This window comes from Ideonella sp. (genome assembly GCF_035254525.1).
Classification (GTDB): Bacteria; Pseudomonadota; Gammaproteobacteria; order Burkholderiales; family Burkholderiaceae_C; genus Ideonella.
The window spans coordinates 59470-81313 of the sequence record NZ_DATFAN010000198.1 but is presented as its reverse complement, the minus strand read 5'-3'; the positions used below and the strand labels follow the sequence as shown (position 1 = coordinate 81313).

General features: G+C 70.6%; 20 protein-coding genes. 17 read left to right on the top strand and 3 right to left on the bottom strand.

Annotation, left to right across the window (positions count from 1 at the left end; all coding sequences use genetic code 11):
• The first annotated feature begins 22 nt into the window (after positions 1 to 22).
• From htpX to pyk, 8 genes are all read left to right on the top strand, one after another.
• Positions 23 to 889 (top strand): zinc metalloprotease HtpX, encoded by an 867-nt coding sequence (gene htpX, locus VJ693_RS21905; RefSeq protein WP_324157713.1) that lies wholly within the window; start codon positions 23 to 25, stop codon positions 887 to 889.
• 97 nt (positions 890 to 986) lie between these two features.
• Positions 987 to 1391, top strand: a complete 405-nt coding sequence (locus VJ693_RS21900; protein ID WP_324157711.1) for a hypothetical protein — start codon at positions 987 to 989, stop codon at positions 1389 to 1391.
• 141 nt (positions 1392 to 1532) lie between these two features.
• Positions 1533 to 2207 carry an AzlC family ABC transporter permease gene (locus VJ693_RS21895; protein ID WP_324157709.1) on the top strand — a complete coding sequence of 225 codons (675 nt, stop codon included), beginning with the start codon at positions 1533 to 1535 and terminating at the stop codon, positions 2205 to 2207.
• Positions 2207 to 2536, top strand: a complete 330-nt coding sequence (locus VJ693_RS21890) for an AzlD domain-containing protein (RefSeq protein ID WP_324157708.1) — start codon at positions 2207 to 2209, stop codon at positions 2534 to 2536. The genes VJ693_RS21895 and VJ693_RS21890 overlap by 1 nt, the downstream gene beginning before the upstream one ends.
• A 56-nt stretch (positions 2537 to 2592) precedes the next feature.
• On the top strand, positions 2593 to 3789 hold the full coding sequence (locus tag VJ693_RS21885; protein ID WP_324157706.1) for a phosphoglycerate kinase: 1197 nt from the start codon (positions 2593 to 2595) through the stop codon (positions 3787 to 3789).
• 16 nt (positions 3790 to 3805) lie between these two features.
• Positions 3806 to 4930 carry a glycoside hydrolase family 5 protein gene (locus VJ693_RS21880; RefSeq protein ID WP_324157704.1) on the top strand — a complete coding sequence of 375 codons (1125 nt, stop codon included), beginning with the start codon at positions 3806 to 3808 and terminating at the stop codon, positions 4928 to 4930.
• Positions 4931 to 5053: 123 nt separating this feature from the next.
• Entirely contained in the window at positions 5054 to 7357 is a 2304-nt protein-coding gene (locus VJ693_RS21875; RefSeq protein WP_324157702.1) for an NADP-dependent malic enzyme, read from the top strand.
• 102 nt (positions 7358 to 7459) lie between these two features.
• Positions 7460 to 8890, top strand: coding sequence for a pyruvate kinase (pyk, locus tag VJ693_RS21870; protein WP_324157700.1), 1431 nt, complete (start codon positions 7460 to 7462; stop codon positions 8888 to 8890).
• Here the strand turns inward: pyk and VJ693_RS21865 are convergent.
• A complete protein-coding gene (locus VJ693_RS21865; RefSeq protein ID WP_324157698.1) occupies positions 8887 to 9906 on the bottom strand; it encodes an STAS-like domain-containing protein in 1020 nt (339 codons plus the stop codon). The genes pyk and VJ693_RS21865 overlap by 4 nt on opposite strands.
• A 243-nt stretch (positions 9907 to 10149) precedes the next feature.
• Between VJ693_RS21865 and fba the strand changes: the two genes are divergently transcribed.
• Genes fba through VJ693_RS21850 form a run of 3 tightly spaced genes read left to right on the top strand, consistent with a single transcriptional unit; the run spans position 10150 to position 13324 of the window.
• Positions 10150 to 11214: a class II fructose-bisphosphate aldolase gene (fba, locus tag VJ693_RS21860; RefSeq protein WP_324157696.1), complete on the top strand. Its 1065-nt coding sequence runs from the start codon at positions 10150 to 10152 to the stop codon at positions 11212 to 11214.
• Between the two features lie 60 nt (positions 11215 to 11274).
• Positions 11275 to 12186, top strand: a complete 912-nt coding sequence (locus VJ693_RS21855; protein ID WP_324157694.1) for a phosphoribosylaminoimidazolesuccinocarboxamide synthase — start codon at positions 11275 to 11277, stop codon at positions 12184 to 12186.
• A gap of 19 nt (positions 12187 to 12205) precedes the next feature.
• Positions 12206 to 13324: a hypothetical protein gene (locus VJ693_RS21850; RefSeq protein ID WP_324157692.1), complete on the top strand. Its 1119-nt coding sequence runs from the start codon at positions 12206 to 12208 to the stop codon at positions 13322 to 13324.
• A 30-nt stretch (positions 13325 to 13354) separates the two neighbouring features.
• Here the strand turns inward: VJ693_RS21850 and VJ693_RS21845 are convergent, their stop codons facing one another.
• The gene (locus tag VJ693_RS21845; RefSeq protein WP_324157690.1) at positions 13355 to 14323 is read right to left on the bottom strand and encodes a tetratricopeptide repeat protein; all 969 of its coding nucleotides are present in this window, start codon (positions 14321 to 14323) and stop codon (positions 13355 to 13357) included.
• 118 nt (positions 14324 to 14441) lie between these two features.
• Between VJ693_RS21845 and purE the strand changes: the two genes are divergently transcribed.
• The 6 genes from purE to VJ693_RS21815 all read left to right on the top strand — a co-directional run bounded on the left by purE (position 14442) and on the right by VJ693_RS21815 (position 20169).
• The gene (purE, locus tag VJ693_RS21840) at positions 14442 to 14906 is read left to right on the top strand and encodes a 5-(carboxyamino)imidazole ribonucleotide mutase (protein ID WP_324157758.1); all 465 of its coding nucleotides are present in this window, start codon (positions 14442 to 14444) and stop codon (positions 14904 to 14906) included.
• Between the two features lie 44 nt (positions 14907 to 14950).
• Positions 14951 to 16087, top strand: coding sequence for a 5-(carboxyamino)imidazole ribonucleotide synthase (locus tag VJ693_RS21835; protein WP_414652344.1), 1137 nt, complete (start codon positions 14951 to 14953; stop codon positions 16085 to 16087).
• 7 nt (positions 16088 to 16094) lie between these two features.
• Positions 16095 to 17093 (top strand): L-threonylcarbamoyladenylate synthase, encoded by a 999-nt coding sequence (locus VJ693_RS21830; RefSeq protein WP_324157686.1) that lies wholly within the window; start codon positions 16095 to 16097, stop codon positions 17091 to 17093.
• A 47-nt stretch (positions 17094 to 17140) separates the two neighbouring features.
• Positions 17141 to 18109, top strand: a complete 969-nt coding sequence (locus tag VJ693_RS21825; protein WP_324157684.1) for an SGNH/GDSL hydrolase family protein — start codon at positions 17141 to 17143, stop codon at positions 18107 to 18109.
• Positions 18110 to 18310: 201 nt separating this feature from the next.
• Positions 18311 to 19453 carry an SGNH/GDSL hydrolase family protein gene (locus tag VJ693_RS21820; protein WP_324157682.1) on the top strand — a complete coding sequence of 381 codons (1143 nt, stop codon included), beginning with the start codon at positions 18311 to 18313 and terminating at the stop codon, positions 19451 to 19453.
• Between the two features lie 35 nt (positions 19454 to 19488).
• Positions 19489 to 20169 carry an OmpW/AlkL family protein gene (locus tag VJ693_RS21815; protein ID WP_324157680.1) on the top strand — a complete coding sequence of 227 codons (681 nt, stop codon included), beginning with the start codon at positions 19489 to 19491 and terminating at the stop codon, positions 20167 to 20169.
• 42 nt (positions 20170 to 20211) lie between these two features.
• On the opposite strand, the gene VJ693_RS21810 is transcribed toward VJ693_RS21815, so the two are convergent.
• Positions 20212 to 21819, bottom strand: a complete 1608-nt coding sequence (locus VJ693_RS21810; protein WP_414652341.1) for a D-alanyl-D-alanine carboxypeptidase/D-alanyl-D-alanine-endopeptidase — start codon at positions 21817 to 21819, stop codon at positions 20212 to 20214.
• Between the last annotated feature and the right edge of the window lie 25 nt (positions 21820 to 21844).

Here is a 21844-nt window from a genome sequence, read left to right as displayed (position 1 = left end):
GCGGCGCGAGGACCCCACCGCCATGTTCAATCTGCTGAAGACCGCCGTCCTGATGGCGGCCATCACCGCGCTGTTCATGACCATCGGTCGCCTGCTGGGCGGCCAGCAGGGCATGGTGCTGGCGCTCGTGATCGCGCTGGGCATGAATTTCTTCAGCTACTGGTTCTCCGACAAGCTGGTGCTGCGCATGTACAACGCGCAGGAGGTCGATGCCCAGTCGGCGCCGCAGTTCTACCGGATGATCCAGGACCTGGCGCAGCGCGCACAGCTCCCGATGCCGCGCGTCTACCTGATCAACGAGGATGCGCCGAACGCCTTTGCCACCGGCCGCAACCCGGACCACGCCGCGGTTGCCGCCACGACCGGCATCCTGCGCACCCTGAGCGAGCGCGAGTTGCGCGGCGTGATGGCGCACGAACTGGCCCACGTCCGGCACCGCGACATCCTGATCTCGACGATCAGCGCGACGATGGCCGGCGCGATCTCGATGCTCGCCAACTTCGCGATGATCTTCGGTGGCCGCGATGACGAGGGGCGCCCGGTCAACCCGATCGTCTCGATCCTGGTGATGATCCTCGCCCCGCTGGCGGCCAGCCTGATCCAGATGGCGATCAGCCGCGCCCGCGAGTTCGAGGCCGACCGCGGCGGCGCCGAGATCTCGGGCGACCCGCAGGCGCTCGCCTCGGCGCTGCAGAAGATCCACCGCATCGCGCAGGGCGTGCCGCTCGAGACGGCCGAGCGCCACCCCGAGACGGCGCAGATGATGATCATGAACCCGCTGTCGGGCGGCGGCATCGCGGGGCTGTTCGCGACCCACCCGAGCACCGAAGAGCGCGTCGAACGCCTGCTCGAGATGGCCCGGACGGGGTCTTTCGCCCCGAGCCGCTGATACCGTCGCCGCGGCGGCAAAACGCCACTCAAGTCGCCGGGCGCGGCGGCCGATAAACCGGGCAATCCTGCGTCTTCGCCTGCCCGCCTTGAACCCGATGCGCCGCGCCCCCCTCGCCCTTGCCACCCTGGCCAGCCTCGCGCTGCTGGCGGGCTGCGACCTGCTCGGCATCGAAGGCGCCAGCGCCCTCGCCGAGCGCCGCGCCGCCGAAGGCAAGGCCATCGGTGCGGCCTGCCGCAATGCCGCCCGCGCGATCGAGGACTGCTACACGCTGAACAAGAAGTCCGACAAGGCGGCCATCTACGCCGGCTGGCGCGAGATGGACGACTACATGCGCGAGAACAAGCTCGAGCCGGTGCCGCCACAGCTCGGGCCGGAACCGGCCCGCACCGCCAAGGCCGACGGCGAGAGCGCCGACGAGCAGGTCGCGGCGGCGGACGGCAAACCCGACGCCAAGGCCGACGGCAAGCCGGCCCGCAACAAGAAGGCCGGCGCTCACTGACCTGCGCCGCTGCAAAGCTCGTGCGCAACCGTGCAGGCGAGATGGGTGGAAACCCCATAGGACAATGCCGGGATGCCCATTCCCGTGCCGCCTGCCTCACGCCCTTGGCATCACCCTGAGTTCCGCCGCGGCGCCCACGAGATGACCGGCATCGCCCTCGGCCTGGGCGCCTGGGGCTTGGTGACCGGCGTCGCGATGGTCAAGAGCGGGCTGACGATCCCGCTCGCGATGCTGATGTCCTTCGTCGTCTTCGCCGGCAGCGCGCAACTGGCCTCGCTGCCGCTGATCGCCGGCGGCGCACCGCTGTGGGTGGTCTGGGCGACGGCGGCCTGCGTCAACCTGCGCTTCGTGATCTTCAGTGCCGGCTGGCGGCCCTATTTCGGCCACCTGCCGCTGCGCCAGCGCCTGATGCACGGCTACTTCACCGCCGACCTGAACTACGTGATGTTCATGCGGCGCTTTCCCGAACCGACACCGTCGCCCGAGCAGGGTCCGTACTTCTGGGGCGGAGTGGCGGTGAACTGGGTCACCTGGCAGGGCATGTCGCTGCTGGGCATCGCGTTGGCCGACCGCATCCCGACCGAGTGGGGGCTGGGCTTTGCCGGCACGCTGGCCCTGCTGGGCCTGACCGGCTCGCTGCTGTCCGACCGCGCGACCTGGCTGGCTGCCGCGGTCGCCGGCTGCGCAGCCGTGGCCGCCTTCGCGCTGCCGTTCAAGCTCAACATCGTCGTCGCGATCGCGGCGGCGGTGGCCGTGGGCATCCTGCTCGACCATTTCGCGCCGCCGCCGGTGCCGGCCAAGGCGGGGAGCCGCTGATGGGTGCCGGGGAGGCCGTCGTCGCCATTCTCGGGCTGGGGCTGATCACCGTGGTGACCCGTGCCTTCTTCCTGCTGCCCGAGCGCGAGCTGCCGATTCCGGTGTGGCTGCGCGAGGCGCTGCGCTACGCGCCGTTGGCCGCGCTGGTGGCGGTGATCGTGCCCGAGGTCATCATGAGTAACGGGCACCTGATCCAGACGTGGCAGGATGCACGCCTGTACGCCGCTGCCGCCGGCGGGCTGTGGTACTGGTGGCGCCGAGGCATTCTCGGCACCATCGTCTGCGGCACCGCGGTGCTGCTGGCGTTGCGCTTCGGTCTGGGCTGGTGATCGCCGGCGGGCCGGGCGCACCCGGATTCCGCAACTGTCGAGAGACCCCGACCATGATGAAAGTGCTCCGATTCGCCGATCTCGCCGCCCAGGGCCAAGTGCAGGGCAAGCGTGTGTTCATCCGCGCCGACCTGAACGTGCCGCAGGACGACGCCGGCCGCATCACCGAAGACACCCGCATCCGCGCCTCGGTGCCGTGCATCAAGATGGCGCTGGACGCCGGTGCTGCCGTGATGGTGACCAGCCACCTCGGCCGCCCGACCGAGGGCGAGTTCAAGCCCGAGGATTCGCTCGCCCCCGTGGCCGCCCGGCTGGGCGAGTTGCTGGGCCGCGAGGTCAAGCTGGTCGCCAACTGGGTCGACGGCGTCGAGGTGGCGCCAGGCCAGGTGGTGCTGCTCGAGAACTGCCGCCTGAACAAGGGCGAGAAGAAGAACAACGAAGAGCTGGCCAGGAAGATGGCCAAGCTCTGCGACATCTTCGTGCACGACGCCTTCGGCACCGCGCACCGGGCCGAAGCCTCGACCTATGGCATTGCGCAGTTCGCGCCGGTGGCTTGCGCCGGCCCGCTGCTGGCGGCCGAGATCGATGCGATCGGCAAGGCGCTGGCCAACCCCAAGCGCCCGCTGGTGGCCATCGTCGCCGGCTCCAAGGTCTCGACCAAGCTGACCATCCTGCAATCGCTGGCGAAGAACGTCGACGGCCTGATCGTCGGCGGCGGCATCGCCAACACCTTCATGCTGGCCGCCGGCCTGAAGATCGGCAAGAGCCTGGCCGAGGCCGACCTGGTCAGTGAGGCCAGCGCGGTGATCGCGGCGATGAAGGCGCGCGGCGCCGAGGTGCCGATCCCCGAGGACGTGGTGACCGCCAAGGCCTTTGCCGCCGACGCGCCAGCCACCGTGAAGGCCGCCACCGACGTGGCCGACGACGACCTGATCCTCGACATCGGCCCGAAGACCGCGGCCCGGCTCGCCGCGCAGCTCAAGTCGGCCGGCACCATCGTCTGGAACGGCCCCGTCGGCGTGTTCGAGTTCGATGCCTTCGCCAAGGGCACCGAGGCGATCGCCCGCGCGATCGCCGACAGCGATGCCTTCAGCATCGCCGGCGGCGGCGACACGCTGGCCGCGATCGCCAAGTACGGCATCGAGAAGGACGTGGGCTACATCTCCACCGGCGGCGGCGCGTTCCTCGAGGTGCTCGAAGGCAAGACCCTGCCGGCCTTCGAGATCCTGGCCAGGCGCGCTGCCGGGGCCTGATGCCGCGAGGCTGACGATGGCCGCCCGCCGCTGGGCCCACGCGCTGCTGGCCGCCGGCGCGCTGGCGGCCGCGCTGGGCTCGGCTGCAAGGGCCGAGCCGGCGGCTGCCGGCATGCTGGGCGTACAGGCCGGCGGCAGCCAGCTGCTGCGCGACTGCAAGCCCTGGGTGCCGCGCGGCCTGTCCTTCTTCGGCCGGCTCGTGCCGCGCGGGCACCCCGCCGATCCGAGCACGGCTGCCGCGCAGGAGCGTTTCGACGCCGAGGCGTTGCGGCTGGCGCGCGCCGTCGGCGCGGATGTCGTGCGGCTGCAGATCGGCCAGCCCTTTCTCGACCCGCAGTCGCCGCAGCACGACCCCGCCTACCTCGGCGAAGTGAAGGACGCTGCGGCCCAGGCCCGCCGGGCCGGCTTCAGCGTCATCCTGTCGCTGCAGTGGGAGGGGCGCACTGGTGTCAAGCCGGTCGAGATGCTGCCGAAGGCCTCGGCGCTGCGGGCCTGGGCCGCGGTGGCGCCGGCCTTCGCCGACGATCTCGGCGTCGCGTTCGAGTTGTTCAACGAGCCGGCCAGCCCGCCAGACCCGGGGCCGGGCTTCTGGGAGGCCTGGCGCGCCGGCCACCAGGCGCTGATCGACACCTTGCGCCGCCAAGGCGTGCGCAACCTGCTGATCGTCGATGGCCTGCGCGGCGGCCAACGGCTCGACGGCGCACCGCCCTTGGCCGACCCCATCGGCCAGCTGGCCTATGCGGTGCACCCGTACTTCGGCAATGAAGACAACTCACCCGCCGGCTGGGACCAGCGCTTCGGTCGCTTCGCCTCGACCCATCCGGTGATCGCGACCGAGTGGGGCCACGCAGCGCAGCACTGCGAACGCGGTGGCGCCGACCGCGTCGAGCAGTTGATCGGCTACCTGGCCGAGCGCCACATCGGGCTCGTGGCCTACGGCAGCGACGAGCGGCACAGCCGCCTGCTGCACTGGGACGGCGAGCGGCCGGTCTGGTCGAGCTACCGGGGCCGGCCCTGCGCGGGCGCCCGGGCCGGGCCGGGCGAACTGCTGCAGGCGCTGTTCGAGCGCCAGGCCCGCGAGGCGGCGCGCGCCGAGGCGGTGGCACCGGCGCGCTGCGAACGCCCGCCGCTGCCGCACTGAGGCAGCGCAAGTGCGGGTCTGCCCCCGCTGGCATCGAGGCATGCCGATCGTGCATGCTGTGGGGACCACGGACGCGCAGGCGCCGGCTTGCCGCTACGCTGCGCGTCCCCTCAGGAGGCAGCCATGACCACCGATCTCAGCCCGGCCGAACAGGCTTTGTGCGACGCCGCACTCGATTACCACCGGATGCCGACGCGCGGCAAGATCGCCGTCACGCCGACCAAGCCGCTGTCGAACCAGCGCGACCTGTCGCTGGCTTACTCGCCCGGCGTGGCCTATGCCTGCCTGGCGATCGAGAAAGACCCCAAACTCGCGGCCGACTACACCTCGCGCGCCAACCTGGTCGGCGTGGTCACCAACGGCACGGCCGTGCTCGGCCTGGGGAACATCGGCCCGCTGGCGGGCAAGCCGGTGATGGAGGGCAAGGGCTGCCTGTTCAAGAAGTTCGCCGGCATCGACGTGTTCGACATCGAGCTGGCCGAGAACGACCCCGACAAGCTGGTCGAGATCATCGCGGCACTGGAGCCGACGCTGGGCGGCATCAACCTCGAGGACATCAAGGCGCCCGAGTGCTTCCATGTCGAGAAGAAGCTGCGCGAGCGGCTGAACATCCCCGTCTTCCACGACGACCAGCACGGCACGGCCATCATCTCGAGCGCCGCGCTGATCAACGGGCTGGAACTGGTCGGCAAGCAGATCGGCGAGGTCAAGCTCGCGGTGTCGGGCGCCGGCGCGGCGGCGATCGCCTGCCTGGACCTGATGGTCAGCCTGGGTGTGAAGCCGGCCAACATCTTCGTCTGCGACTCCAAGGGCGTGATCCGCGAGGGCCGCGGTGACAAGCTCGACGAATCGAAGCGCCGCTACTGCCAGCACACCGATGCGCGCACGCTGGCCGACGTGATCCAGGGGGCGGATGTCTTCCTCGGCTGCTCGGCCCCGGGCGTGCTGAACGCGGAGATGGTGAAGACGATGGCGCCGCAGCCGATCATCCTGGCGCTGGCGAACCCCGAGCCCGAGATCCGGCCCGAGATCGCCAAGGCCGCGCGGCCCGACTGCATCATCGCCACCGGCCGCTCGGATTACCCGAACCAGGTCAACAACGTCCTGTGCTTCCCGTACATCTTCCGCGGTGCACTGGATTGCGGCGCCACCCGCATCACCGAGGCGATGAAGCTGGCCTGCGTGCACGAGATCGCCGCGCTGGCCAAGGCCGAGACGAGCGACGAGGTGGCGGCCGCCTACGCCGGCAAGGAGCTGAAGTTCGGGCCGGAGTACCTGATCCCGACGCCGTTCGACGCGCGGCTGATCCTGCGCATCGCACCGGCGGTGGCCCGGGCCGCGGCGGAGTCGGGCGTGGCCACGCGGCCGATCACCGACCCCCAGGCCTACCGCGAGCAGCTCACCCGCTACGTCTACCAGACGGGGATGTTCATGCGCCCGGTCTTCATGGCCGCCAAGGCCAAGCCGGCGCGTGTCGTCTACGCCGAGGGCGAGGACGAGCGCGTGCTGCGCGCGGTGCAGGTCGTGAAGGACGACGGGCTCGCGTTGCCCGTGCTGATCGGCCGGCCGAACGTGATCGCGATGCGCATCGAGCGCGCCGGCCTGCGCCTGAAGCCGGGCGTCGACTTCGAGCTGGTCAACCCCGAGGATGACCCGCGCTACCGCGCCTGCTGGGAGGACTACCACCGCCTGATGGGCCGCGACGGCGTGTCGCCTGAGGCGGCCAAGGCGGCGCTGCGTCGCTCGAACACGCTGATCGGCGCGATGCTGGTGCGCCGCGGCGATGCCGATGCATTGCTGTGCGGCCTGGTCGGCCGCTTCGATCACCACTTCGAGCACGTGCGCACGGTGATCGGCCCCCGGCCCGGCACCGGCACGATGGCGACGATGAATGCGCTGATGCTGGAGCAGCACACGCTGTTCATCGCCGACACCTTCGTCAATGAAGAGCCCAGCGCCGAGCAGCTCGCCGAGATCGCCCAGATGGCGGCCGAGGAGGTGCAACGCTTCGGCATGCCGGCCAAGGTGGCCTTCCTGTCGCACTCGATGTACGGCTCGTCGACACGGGCCTCGGCCAGGCGCATGCGCGCGGCGCGTGAGCTGTTCGTGCAGCGGGCACCGCAGATCGAGTGCGACGGCGAGATGCAGGGCGATGCGGCGCTGTCGGAGACGATCCGCCGCGCGGTGCTGCCCGAGACCACGCTGACCGGCAGCGCGAACCTGCTGGTGCTGCCCAACATCGACGCCGCGAACATCCTGTTCAACGTGCTGAAGGTGACCGGCGGCCACGGCGTGACGGTCGGGCCGATCCTGCTCGGCGCGGCGGCGCCGGCGCACATCCTGACCCCGTCGGCGACGATGCGGCGGGTCGTCAACATGACGGCGCTGGCCGTGACCGACGTCGCGGCGGCGCGCGGCGCGCAGTGAGCCCGTGGGTGCCTGCCGCAGCACCCCGTAATCGCGCCGTAACCGGCCAGGCGCCGGCCTGCCGATAATCGGGGGCTGCACCGACCGGAGAAAGCACCCATCATGTCCCGCGCCACCAAGATCGTCGCCACCCTCGGCCCGTCCTCCAGCGACCGCGGGGTGCTCGAACGGCTGCTGCGCGCCGGCGTCGACGTGGTGCGGCTGAACTTCAGCCACGGCAAGGCCGAGGACCACATCGCCCGCGCGGAGCTGGTGCGCGAATGCGCCGCGCGCGTGGGCAAGCCGGTCGCACTGATGGCCGACCTGCAGGGCCCGAAGATCCGCGTCGGCAAGTTCGCCGAAGGCAAGGTCATGCTGGAAGCCGGGGCACCCTTCGTGCTCGACGCCGGCCGCACCGAGGCGGGTGACCTGATGGGCGTGGGGCTGGACTACAAGGAACTGCCGCGCGACGTGAAACCCGGCGACACCTTGCTGCTCAACGACGGCCTGATCGTGCTGACCGTCGACCGCGTGCTGGGCGAGAAGGTGCACACGCTGGTCAAGATCGGCGGCGAGCTGTCCAACAACAAGGGCATCAACAAGCAGGGTGGCGGGCTGACCGCACCGGCGCTGACCGCCAAGGACATGGAAGACATCAAGACCGCGATGAGCTTCCAGTGCGATTACCTGGCGGTGAGCTTCCCGAAGAACGCCACCGACATGGAGATGGCGCGCCAGCTGGCGAACGTGGCCGGCGAGCCCTGGCGCCACAAGCCGGCGATGATCGCCAAGATCGAGCGCAGCGAGGCCATCCCGCACCTCGAGGCGATCCTGAAGGCCAGCGACGGCATCATGGTCGCCCGCGGCGACCTGGCGGTCGAGGTCGGCAACGCGGCGGTGCCGGCGCTGCAGAAGAGGATGATCCGCATGGCGCGCGATCTCGACAAGATCGCGATCACCGCCACGCAGATGATGGAGAGCATGATCGTCAACCCGGTGCCCACGCGCGCCGAGGTGTCCGACGTGGCCAATGCGGTGCTGGATGGCACCGACGCCGTGATGCTCAGTGCCGAGACCGCCGCCGGCAAGTACCCGGTCGAGACGGTGGAGCAGATGGCGCAGATCGCCGAGGAAGCCGAGCGCGCCGAGGAGGTGACGCTGCGAGACGACTTCATGCAGCGCCACTTCGGCCGCATCGACCAGTCGATCGCGATGGGCGCGCTGTTCACCGCCCACCACCTGGGCTGCAAGGCCATCATCGCGCTGACCGAGAGCGGCTCGACCGCGCTGTGGATGAGCCGGCATTCGATCCGCGTGCCGATCTTCGGCCTCACCCACCAGCACACGTCCGAGCGCCGCATGGCGCTGTACCGCAACGTGCAGCCGATCCTGATGCCGGCGCACAACGAGCGTGACCAGGCGCTGGCCGAGGCCGAGGCCGTGCTGGTCGAGCGCGGCGTGCTCAGGCCCGGTGACACCTACGCGATCACCTGCGGGGAGCCGATGGGCTACCCGGGCGGCACCAACATGCTGAAAGTCTGTCGGGTGGCTTAGGCTGCCCGTGCCAGGTCGATCATCGCGTTGACGCGCGGGCTGGCGTTCCTGACCAGCAACTGCACAGCGGTCTGGTTGCGGCCGAAGACGCGGAACAGCTCGTCGGCGAAGCCTTGGCCGATGTGGTCGATGCCGGAGAAGTCCAGCTCGGCCTGCTTGAATTCGGTCAGGCGTGCGGCGACCCGGCGCGCCTGCGCGCGCGACTCCAGCGCCACGTCCTCGCTGGTGATCAGCCTCAGCGGCAGGGTCGTGCGGTCGATGCCGTAGCCCTGCGCATCGAGGCTCGCCGAGCGCATCACCTCGTCCAGCGTGCGCGCCGTGTCCAGCGCGATGGCGAGGTAGATTGCGCTGCCCTGCTGGCGCATCGCGCGGCCTTGTTTCCAGCTGCGCGCATCCCATTCGCGATGCTGGAAGGCGACCGTGTTGGCGTGCAGGTCGAACACGTCGGCCAGGCGCGAGGTGAAGTACAGGCCGCGGCCGGTGTGCCGATCGGGTGCGCTGGTCAGGCGGCCCTTGCTCAGCTCCAGCATCGCCATCGCCGGGTCGTCGATCTCGAAGCCCTCGCGAATCTTGTCGAACAGGCCGCGCCCGTCGTCCGACACCAGCAGCTGCAAATGCGCCGGCGTCTGGCGCATCGACACGGTGACGAACTGGCCCTCGCTGTGGTCGATCGCGTTGTTCAGCAGTTCGGTGAAGGCGTGCTGCATCATCTGCCGCACGTTCTTCGGCATCTCGAAATGCGGCGCGAAATCGCGCGCCCAGGGCAGGTCCTCGTTCAGGCCGGCCAGCGGGTAGCGCATCACGATCTGGCGCAACCGGCCGGGCACGTGACGGGTCTTGCGGCCCTCGCGGCTGGCCTGCAGCCAGCCCAGGTCGACCAGCTGCCGGACCAGGCTGCGCGCCTTGGCCATGCCGCAACCGGCACGTTCGGCCACCGCCTTCGCGAGGTCGGCGGGGCGCTCTTCGGCGGCACGGGTGATCCAGGTGGTCACGTGGGCGAGTTCAATGCGGGCCATGGTGTTGTGCGAGGGAGTCCAGGCTGACAGTGTTGTTTGATCGGGGGCAAACTGGAGACCGAAAAGCGGCCGCTTTCGGCCCCATTTCCGACGTGGCCGCCGCGCGGGGTGGCCGGCCGCCGGCACTTGGCATGCGGGCTGCTTGCGCCGGGGCGGGACACTAGAATCGGCCGCAGTTACGGCGTGATTACATCGCCCGCCGCCGGGGCCGGTTTCGTCAACTGATCACAAGCGAGGAACACCATGCCTCTCGTTTCCATGCGCCAACTGCTGGACCATGCCGCCGAAAACGGCTACGGCATCCCGGCCTTCAACGTCAACAACCTGGAGCAGGTGCAGGCCGTGATGACGGCCGCGGCCGAGGTCGGCGCGCCGGTCATCCTGCAGGCCAGCGCAGGCGCGCGCAAGTACGCCGGCGAGGCCTTCGTCAAGCACCTGATCCAGGCGGCGGTCGAGTCCTGGCCGCAGATCCCGCTGGTGATGCACCAGGACCATGGTCAGAGCCCGGATGTCTGCCGCGGCGCGATGGCGCTGGGCTTCGGCTCGGTGATGATGGATGGCTCGCTCGAAGCCGACGGCAAGACCATCGCCAGTTACGACTACAACGTCGACGTGACGAAGAAGGTCGTCGAGATGGCGCACCAGCAGGGCGTGACCGTCGAGGGCGAACTGGGCTGCCTCGGCTCGCTCGAAACGATGAAGGGCGACAAGGAAGACGGCCACGGCACCGATGCGACGATGACGCACGACCAGCTGCTGACCGACCCCGAGCAGGCCGCCGACTTCGTCAAGCGGACCCAGCTCGACGCGCTGGCGATCGCCATCGGCACCAGCCACGGCGCCTACAAGTTCACCCGCAAGCCCACCGGCGACATCCTGGCGATCGGCCGCGTGAAGGAGATCCACCAGCGCATCCCGAACACCCACCTGGTGATGCACGGCAGTTCCAGCGTGCCGCAGGATCTGCTGGCGATCATCAACCAGTACGGCGGCAAGATGAAGGAAACCTACGGCGTGCCGGTCGAGGAGATCCAGGAGGCCATCAAGCACGGCGTGCGCAAGATCAACATCGACACCGACATCCGCCTCGCGATGACCGGCGCGGTGCGCAAGTTCATGGCCGAGAATCCCGAGAAGTTCGATGCCCGCGAGTGGCTCAAGCCCGCGCGCGAGGCGGCGATGAAGATCTGCAAGCAGCGCTACCTCGAGTTCGGTTGCGAGGGCCAGGCCGGCAAGATCAAGGCGGTCACGATGAGCGACATGGCCGCGCGTTACGCCCGCGGCGAGCTCGCGCAGACGGTCGTCTGAGTGCGGAAGGGGCGCTCCAGGGGCGCCCTACAATCGGCGGGTCCCATTCCCCCCGGCGCCATGACATCTCCGCTGCTCCAGAGCTCGCTGCATTCCCTTCCCCTCCTGGCGCGCGGCAAGGTGCGCGACAACTATGCGGTCGGTGCCGATCGCATCCTGATGGTCGCGAGCGACCGCCTGTCGGCCTTCGATGTCGTGATGGGCGAGCCGATCCCGGGCAAGGGCGAGTTGCTGACTCGGATGGCGCTGTTCTGGTTCGAACGTCTGGCGCATGTGGTGCCCAACCACCTGACCGGCGATGCCCCGGAGTCGGTTGTCGCGCCGGACGAGGTCGAGCAGGTGCGCGGCCGCGCGATGCTGGTCAAGCGCCTGAAGCCGATCCCGATCGAGGCGGTCGTGCGCGGCTACCTGGCCGGCTCCGGCTGGGCCGAGTACAGGCAATCGCAGTCGGTCTGCGGCGTCGCGCTGCCGGCGGGCTTAAGCAATGCCGCCAAGCTGCCCGAGCCGATCTTCACGCCAGCCACCAAGGCCGAGATGGGCGAGCACGACGAGAACATCTCGTTCGAGCAGATGGCCGCCCAGATCGGCCGCCCGCTGGCTGAAGCCGTGCGTGACGTGGCCATCCGGCTGTACAAGGAAGCGGCGGCCTTCGCGCTGACCAAGGGCATCATCATCGCCGACACCAAGTTCGAGTTCGGCCTCGACGAGCAGGGCACGCTGACCGTGATGGACGAGGTGTTGACGCCCGATTCCTCACGCTACTGGCCGGTCGAGGGCTGGGCCGAGGCCGTCAAGACCGGCGCCAACCCGCCCAGCTACGACAAGCAGTTCGTGCGCGACTGGCTGGAGCAGGCGCAGGTCGACGGCCGGCCGTGGAACAAGAAGGCGCCCGCGCCCAGTCTGCCCCCGGAGGTCGTGCAGCGCACGGCCGCGAAGTACCACGAGGCTTTCGACCGCCTCGCGGCCGCCTGACCGCCACCGGCTCCCGACCGTGGTCGCCTCCCGCCTCATCGAGCGCCTGGACGGCGCGATCACCGCGTCGACCGAGCCGCTGCAGCGCGAGTACCTGAAGGCCGAGCGCGCCGGGGCCATGGCGCGCCTGGGCCTGCTGGCCGATGCGCGCTTCGCGCTGTCGGGCCTGCGCACGCAGAACCAGCGCCACAAGGACCCGCTGCTCACCGCCTGGATCCACCTCGTCGACGGGCAGATCGACCACTTCGATTCGATCGCGCCGCACGCGGTCGACAAGTTCCAGCGTGCCCATGACGCCGCCCAAGCCAGCGGCCATGCACCGATGCAGGCGCTGGCCTCGGCCTGGCTGGCGAATTGCGCGTTCAACGCCTCGGATCTGGCGGGTCTGACCCGCCACATTGCCAAGGCGCTAAGCCTGGCCGAGCCCGACCAGCATGCGGCCCGCGCCCGCGTCGGCCTGGTGCTGGCGGATGCCTACCGCTGCGCGGGCGACGACGCCAGCTCGCAGACCTGGTACCTGCGCGCCCGGGCCCATGCCAGCGCCGATGGCGACAGCTCGATGATCAGCGTGATGCTGCACAACATCTCGTCGATGCGCTCGGGCCAGATCGCGCTGGCCGACGCTTTCGGCCGCGCCGACACCGATCAGGCGCGCAAGGCGTTGCTCGAAGCCGAATCGACCGCGAACTACGACTGGGGCACGGGTGTCGCATCGCTGTCGACCTTCGTGCCGGTGATCCGAGCGCAGTTCCTGGTCGTGCTCGGGCGCTTCGACGAAGCCGCCCGCCTGCTCGACGACCACCTCGACCGGGCCCGCCAGGAGGGCATGGCGCACCGCGAGCCGCGCTTGCTGGCCGACCGCGCCTGGTGCCATGTGCGGCTGGGCCACGTCAGCCAGGCGCTGGCCGACACGCGTGCGGCCGAGGCGGGTGCACCTGGCCAGCGTGATGCCGACGACCGTGCGGCCACCTTCGCGCGCTTGGCGCGCATCCACCGCCACGGTGGCCGCGACGGCATCGCCGATACCTTGCAGCAACGGGCCGAGCAGGCCCTGGGCGAGCACGAGGCCGAGCAGGCCCGCACCCGCGAGGCCCTGGACCGCACGCTGGCCGAAGTGGCCGCGGCCGCAGCGCGCTGACGGGCCAGCGCCCAGTGCCGGGGCGCGCGGCTAGAACAGCGCCATGCTGAGCTTGCGCCGGTACTGGTCGAGCACCGGGTCGGCCGCCGGCGCGGTGGCGGCCTTGCCGGTGAGTTCCAGCGTTCCCTTGGCCGCGCCGGCGGCCGCGTCGGCCTTGGGCGCCGGCTTGGTCATCAGTTCGAGGATCGCGACATAGGTCTTGCGCGCGAGTTCCTGGTTCCAGGCCTTGTCGCGCATCAGGATCTCGAGCAGTTCGTCCATCGCCGCGGTGGGGTCGCCGTGTGCAAACAGAACCTGCGCACGTTCGAAGCGGGCTTCGAAGTCGCGCTTGTTGGCGGCGATCGCTGCGTCCAGCGTGGCCAGCGGACGCGCCTCGCGCAGCGCCTCGCAGGCCTTGAGCCAGTGCTCGATCGCGGCGAAGCGGCTGTCCAGCAGCACCTTGCTGGCCACCGGCTCGAAGGCCGCGCGGGCCTGCTCCGTGCGCGCCGGGTCGGCCGCGGCGTCGGACAGCAGCAGCTTCAGGTAATCAATGCGCGCAGCGTCGTTGGCGGGGTCGATCGCCACGGCCTCCTGTAGCTTGGCCAGCGCCGCGTCGAGGTCGCCGCCTTCGGCCAGCAGCACCTCGGCTTCGGCTGCCTCGGCATCGGATTCGAGCGCATCGACGCTCGGCACATGCTTGTCGAGGAACTTGCGGATCTCGCTCTCGGGCAGCGCGCCGACGAAGCCGTCGACCGGCTGGCCCTGCGAGAACAGCACGCAGAACGGGATCGAGCGCACCCCGAAAGCCTGGCTCAGCTGGCCGGCGATCTCGGGTTGCTCGTCGCTGTTGAGCTTGGCCAGCACGAAGCGGCCGCCGTAGGCCGCCTCGAGCTTTTCGAGCACCGGGCTCAGGCTCTTGCACGGGCCGCACCAGGGCGCCCAGATGTCCAGCAGCACGGGCTGGCGCAGCGAGGCGCCGATCAGCTCGGTCTCGAAATTCTGTATGGTGATATCGATCATGTCGGAACGTGAACTGAGGGCGAACGAGCGCGAAACAAGCGCCGCCTTAAAATCGCCGTTTTGCCGTGATCCGGAGCTGCAAGCCTTGAACGCTGCCTCGCCCGTGGTCGGCATCGTCATGGGGTCGTCCAGCGATTGGGACACCATGCAGGCCGCCGCGCAGATTCTCGCCGAGTTCGGCATCGCCCACGAGGCCCGCGTGGTGTCGGCCCATCGCATGCCGGACGACATGTTCGCCTACGCGGACGCCGCCGCCGGCCGGGGCCTGAAGGCCATCATCGCCGGCGCCGGCGGCGCGGCCCACCTGCCCGGCATGCTGGCTGCCAAGACGGTGGTGCCGGTGCTCGGCGTGCCGGTGGCGAGCCGACACCTGCAAGGCGTCGACTCGCTGCACTCGATCGTGCAGATGCCCAAGGGTATTCCGGTCGCGACCTTTGCGATCGGCACCGCCGGCGCCGCCAACGCGGCGCTGTTCGCGGTCGCGATGCTGGCCAACGAGGACGCGGCGCTGCGCGAGCGCCTCGTGGCCTACCGCGCGAAGCAGACCGAAGCGGCGCGGGCCATGACCCAGGACCTGAAGTGAGCCGGGCGCGAACGGTGCTGCTGCCCGGCGCGACGCTGGGCGTGATGGGCGGCGGCCAGCTCGGCCGCATGTTCGTCCACGCCGCGCAGGCCATGGGCTATGCGACGGCGGTGCTCGACGCCGACCCGATGAGCCCGGCCGGGCTCGTCTCGCATCACCACCTGCAGGCGGCGTACACGGATACCGCTGCACTGGCCGAGCTGGCCCGCGTGGCCGATGCGGTGACGACCGAGTTCGAGAACGTGCCGGCCGAGGCGCTGCGCCTGCTGGCCGCCTCGCGCCCGGTGGCGCCGGCCGCCGAGGCGGTGGCGATCTGCCAGGACCGCGCGGCCGAGAAGGCCCACTTCGCGCGTGCCGGCGTGCCTTGTGCGGCGCATGCCGTGATCGACTCCGAGGCCGCGCTGGCGGCGGTCGACGGGGCGTTGTTGCCCGGCATCCTGAAGACTGCGACGCTGGGCTACGACGGCAAGGGCCAGGCCCGCGTGGCCGACCGCGCCGAGCTCGCCGCCGCGTGGCAGAAGCTGGGCCGCGCGCGCTGCGTGCTGGAACAGCTGCTGCCGCTGCACCGCGAGCTGTCGGTGATCGTGGCGCGCGGCGCCGACGGTCAGGCGGTGAGCTTCCCGGTGCAGCAGAACCTGCACCGCGACGGCATCCTCGCCGTCACCCAGGTGCCAGCGCCCGACGTGCCCGAGGCGCTGGCCGACGAAGCGGCGCGCTGCGCGAAGGCGATCGCCGAGTCGATGGCCTATGTCGGCGTGCTGTGCGTCGAGTTCTTCGTCGTGCAGGGTGCCGGCGGCGCCTTGCGGCTGGTTGCCAACGAGATGGCGCCGCGGCCGCACAACTCCGGCCACTACACGATCGACGCCTGCGACCTGTCGCAGTTCGACCTGCAGGTGCGTTGCATGGCCGGCTTGCCGCTGGTCGCGCCGCGGTTGCACTCGGCGGCGGTGATGCTGAACCTGCTGGGCGACCTCTGGTTCACCGGCGCCGCCGACTTGCCGCGCACGCCGCCCTGGGGCGACGTGCTGGCCCTGCCCGGTGCCCACCTGCACCTGTACGGCAAGGCCGAGGCCCGCCCGGGCCGCAAGATGGGCCACCTGAGCTTCACCGGCGCGACGGCCGAAGACGCCCGGGCCATGGCGCTGCGCGCCTGCACGCTGCTGGGCCTGCCCGGCTTCTGAAGGCCGCATGCCGATCGTCAACGGTGCCGACCCCGGCGCGCTGAAGCAGGCCGCGCAGCGCCTGGCGGCCGGCGAGCTGGTCGCCTTCCCGACCGAGACCGTCTACGGCCTGGGCGCGCGCGCCGACGACGACGCCGCGGTGGCGCGCATCTTCGCCGCCAAGGGCCGGCCGTCGGATCATCCGCTGATCGTCCACGTGCCGGATGTCCAGGCGGCGCGCGCGTTTGCGGCCGAGTGGCCCGAGCGCGCCCAGCGCCTGTGCGACGCCTTCTGGCCGGGGCCGCTGACGGTGATCGTGCCACGCGCGCCCGGGCGCGCCGGCGCCGCGGCCGGTGGCCAGGCGACCATCGGCCTGCGCTGCCCGGCCCACCCGGTGGCGCACGCGTTGCTGGTCGAGGCTGCCGCGCTTGGCGTGCCGGGGGTCGCGGGGCCGAGCGCCAACCGCTTCGGTCGCGTCAGCCCGACCCTGGCGGCCCACGTGGCGGCCGAGTTCGACCCGGGGCTGTGGGTGGTCGATGGCGGCGCCTGCGAGGTTGGCATCGAGTCGGCCATCGTCGATTGCAGCCGCGACCGCGCGGTGCTGCTGCGCCCCGGCACGCTCACGCGCGAGCGCATCGAGGCCGCGCTCGGCGGCGAGACCCTGGCGGCGCGCGACCGCGATGCGCCGCGCGCCTCCGGGACGCTCGAGGCCCACTACGCGCCGCGCGCGAAGGTGCGGCTGATGGACCCGCCGGCGCTGCGCGCGGCGCTCGGCGTGCTGGGCACGACGGCGCCCGGGGCCACACCGCCGGTGGCGGTATATTCACGCACCGTGGGCCCGCTGCCGGCGGGCATCCCGGGGCGCGCGATGCCGGCTGACGCCGCTGCCGCCGCCCGGGCCCTGTTCAGCGCGTTGCGCGAGCTCGACGCTTGCGGCACGCCCCTGATCTGGATCGAGACCCCGCCCGCCGATTCCGCCTGGGACGGCGTGCGGGATCGCCTGCAACGTGCCGCGGCGGCGGGCTGAACCGGCCGGCCGCGCGCCCCGAACGAATCACCGAACTGGAACCGAGCATGATCCCGACCCCGAAGGCCCGCCGGGCTACCCGTACCACGCGCCTTGCTGCGGCCGCCGCGCTGGCGGCCGGCCTGCTCGCGGCCTGCGGCGGTGGCACCAGCACGGTCGACGCCTTTGTGCCCGGCCGCATCCTCGTCTTCGGCGACGAATTGAACGTGTTGACCACCGACGGCCGCAAGTACACCACCAATTCGGTCGACGAGAACGACGTGCTGCAGTGCAAGGCCAACCCGATCTGGGTGCAGGTCCTGGCGGCGCAGTACGGCATGGTGTTCGCCGAGTGCAACCCCGACGCGGTGGCGAACCCGAAGGCCAAGATGCTGGCGGCCGCCGGCGCCACCACCGACGAGCTGGCCACGCAGATCCGCACGTTCTCGTCCGGCGACAGCATCGAGACCGACGACATGGCGACGGTGCTGGTCGGGATGAACGACGTGCTGCAGGCGTATGCGTCCTATCCGGCCGAGAGCGAAGACGTCCTGATCGCTCGCGTGGAGGCCGCCGGCGAACGCGCGGCGGCCCAGGTCAACGAGCTCGCCGCGGCGGGCGCGCGCGTGCTCGTGGCCACGTCGCCCGACATGGGCCAGACGCCATTCGCCAAGGCCGAGAGCCTGGAAAAGGGCGACGTCGCGGCGGCCGTCCTTTCGCGCCTGAGCGCGGCCTTCAACCGCAGCCTGCGGCTCAGCCTGACGAACGATGGCAGCAAGATCGGCCTGCTGTTGATGGACGACCTGATGCACGGCATGGTGCGCGTGCCGGCGGCCTACGGGATGGTGAATACCGACACGGCGGTCTGCGCTGCAGAGGCTCCGCTGCCCGACTGCAACAACAACACGCTCATCACCGCCGACCCCACCCCCACCGTCTCGAGCTACCTCTGGGCCGACGCCACCCACCCGACCGCGGTGGTGCACAACTACCTCGGGGTGCAAGCCATCACCCGGGCGCGCAACAACCCGTTCTAGGCACACCCGGTGCCGGAAATACCGGCACACCCTCCGGGAGGGTGCGCGGCCGCTTGGGAGCGGCCCGGCGCTGACCGCGCGGCACCTGTCAGCCCGTCGCCACACAGAGGGTTTGCCCCGGCGCGAGCGCCAAAATCCGCCTCGTATAGTTTCTCCACTAAATCGAACGGTCGTTCGATTTTTTTCGTCAACGAGGTGGGCATGAAGAGATTTCATCCGTCATGGGTGGCGGCGGCTGCGGCTGCCCTGTTGGTGGCGTGCAGCGGCGGCGGGGCGGGCGACCAGTCCGTGCGCGTCGCGTACGGCAAGCTGGTCACGTTCGGCGACAGCCTGAGCGACGTGGGCAGCTACAACGTCGCGCCCGGAATCGTGGCCGCGATGGGCGGTGGCCGCTATACGGTCAACACCGGCGACGCGGTGAACTGGACCGAGCTTCTGGCCAGCACGGCCGGCGTCGACGCGCTGTGTCCGGCGCAGACCGGCCTGAACACCGTCCAGGAACTGGTCGGCTTCCCGCCGGTGCCCGAAGTCAATCATGCAGGCTGCTACAGCTATGCCCAAGGCGGCGCACGGGTCACCGACCCGGTCGGTCCGGGCAATGTGGCGCTGCTGGCGCTGGGTGATCCGTCTGGGGCGCTGGGCCAGCTGACCAAGCCGATCGTCGAGCAGATCGCCCGCCATCTGGCAACTACCGCCAACGGCACTTTCGAGGCCGGCGACTTGGTGACCGTGATGGCCGGCGGCAATGACGCCATCATGCAGGACGCAACCTTCAAGGGCATGCTGGCGGGAGGGCTCGATGTCGCCACCGCGACGGCGGCGGTGAATGCCTCCATGCAGGCTGCGGGCACGGAACTGGCTGGCTACATCAAGGACCAGATCGTCGCCAAGGGTGCTCAGCGCGTGGTGGTCGTCAACCTGCCCGACCTCAGCAGCACGCCGCGCTACCTGGGTGCCGATGCCGATACCGGCACCGAGACCGACGATCACGTTACCCGCGCGCTGATCCAGGGCCTGGTCACCAAGTTCAACGACGCGCTCGCCGAGGGCCTGACGGGCACCGAAGACCATGTGCTGCTCGTCGACGCCTACACCGTTAGCCGTGATCAAGGGGCGCACCCCACCCAGTATGGCCTGACCAACGTGACCAACTACGCCTGCGACGTCGGCGAGAACGGCGTGTTGAAAGGTCTGCCGACCTCGCTGGTCTGCAGCACCGATACGCTGGTGACCGGCGCCGGCGAGACTTGGTTTTACGCCGACGAGGTGCACCCCACCCCCTACGGCTACAAGCTGCTCGCCCAGCTGGTGACGACCGAGATGGCCAAGAAGGGCTGGCTGTGAGCCCAGCGCACCCGAGCAACAAGGACATTGCCACCATGAAGAAATCCACGACTGCGGCGCTCGTGTCGGCCGCCTTCGGCGGCCTGGCCCTGGCCGCAACCCCCGCGATGGCGCAGGACGCCGGCACCGTGCTGGTCAAGATCGGCTACAACCAGATCATCCCGGAAGTCAGCAGCGGCGACCTGTCGGCGCCCAGCATTCCGGGCACCAGGATCGACGTCAAGGAAGCCGGCGCGCCCATCCTGACGCTGACCTACATGTACACGTCGAACATCTCGTTCGAGCTGTACGCGGGCCTGCCGTACGAGCACGACATCGTTGGTGATGGCGCGATCAAGGGCGTGGGCAAGATCGGCAGCACCAAGCAGGTCTCGCCGACGCTGTTCGCGCAGTACCGCTTCCTCGAGAAGGAGTCGATGGTGCGTCCGTACGTCGGCCTCGGCCTGACCTACGGCTACTTCTACGGCGAAGAAGGCAGCGCCGCGTTGACGGCGCTGACCAACCCGGGCGGCGACCCGACGCTGGTCGAGGTCGACGACGCCTGGGGCATCACGCCGCAGATCGGCGCGACGGTCAAGATCGACCGCAACTGGTTCGCCGACCTGACGGTCGCGAAGTCCTTCATCAAGACCACCTCGCACCTGTCGACCGGCCAGTCGATCGAGACCAAGCTCGACCCGCTGGCGGTCAGCGTGGCGGTCGGCTACCGGTTCTGACCCCTTCCGGGCCGGGGCCCGGCTCCTGCACGGCGGCGCCGGTCACGGTGCCGCCGTTTGCTTTTGGGCGCGCCGGCAACAGCCCTGGCCGCCCGGTGCATCGCGGATCGCCCATTGCACCAGCGCGTCGAGCGCCGGCCGCGCGGCCCCGGCCTGCGGATGGTTGACGATCGCGACCAGCACGTAGCGTTTGCCGCTGTCCGACAGCACGTAGCCGGCCAATGCCGCCACGTCGCGCAGCGAGCCGGTTTTCAGGTGCGCGCGGCCCGGTGTCGCGGTCGATCGCTTCAGCGTGCCGTCGGTGCCGGTGATCGGCAGCGAGCTGATCAACTCGGGCATCACGCCGGCGGCCCAGGCCGCCTGCAGCAGCCGGGCCAGCAGCGCGGCGCTAAGGCGGGTGTCGCGTGACAGGCCCGAGCCGTTGTCGATCACGGTCTGCTCGGCGGCCGTCTCGCCGAAGCGGCCGGCCAGCCAGCGGCGCAGCGCGGCGCGGGCACCGTCGGGGGAGATCGCAGCCGGCAGCGGCACCACCGCGGCGGGCGACAACGCGGCGGCCTCGGGCGCGGAGGCCGCCGGCGGCACCGCGGATGCGGGGGGCGACGCCGGCACCGCAGAGGCCGCCGCCGCCGGTGCGGCCAGGCTCAGGAACAACTGCTCGGCCATCACGTTGTTGCTGAACTTGTTGATGTCGCGCACCACCTCGGCCAGCGGCGGCGACGTGAGTTCGAAAGCGAGCCGGGCGCCGGCCGGCGTCGGGCCGTCGCGCACGCTGCCGCCGAGTTGCCCGCCGAGCTCGCGCCACAGCTGCGCGACCAGCCGCACGCCATAGCCCGCCGCGTCGGCGGCCGCCAGGGGCCAGACACGCTCCCCGCAGGCCAGTGGGTAGCGGCCGGCAAAGTGCACCCGCGTCGGCTCGGCGAACTCCGGTTTCAGCGCGTCGCGCCAGTCGTTGCAGGGCCCGTCGGCCAGCGGCACCTGCGCGTCGACGCGCAGGCCGGCAAGCACCGGCTCGGTGCCGATGCGCGCGACGCCCGCGGCCGGCTCGGGCACGAAGCGGTAGGCGACCGACTTGAAGTTCAGCAGCAGCGCGTCGGGCTGCACGTTCTGCGGCTTGTACGGCTCGTTGTCGAAGTCGCCCGGCGCGCGCGACGGCGGGGCGAAGAACGAATGGTCCAGCACGATGTCGCCGCGGATCTCGCGCACGCCCGACTGCTGCAGCCGGCGCAGCAGCAGCCACACACGCTCCAGCACCAGTTTCGGGTCGCCGCGGCCCTGGATCACGACCGAGCCGTCGAGCACGCCATCGTGCAGCGCCCCGGTGAAGTACACCGGCGTGCTCCAGGCCCAGGCGGGGCCGAGCTGGTCCAGCGCGGCAAAGGTCGTCACGAGCTTGAACAGCGAGGCCGGGTTGACCGGCTGTTGCTCGTTCCAGGCCAGCAGACCCGGCCCGGGGGTGCCGACCTCCTGCACCACCGCGGCCAGCGCCGATGCCGGCAGCCTGGCCTGGCGCAAGGCGGCCTCGACCTCGGCCGGCAGCGGCTGTGCCCCGGCGCAGGCCGCGGCCAGCCAGGACAGGGCCCCGAACGCCACCCCGCGCGCAGTTCGCCACGGGGTGCGCAGGCCGCGACGGCAGGCAGGCAAGCTTCCCATGGGTGGATGTTCGCACGGCTACACT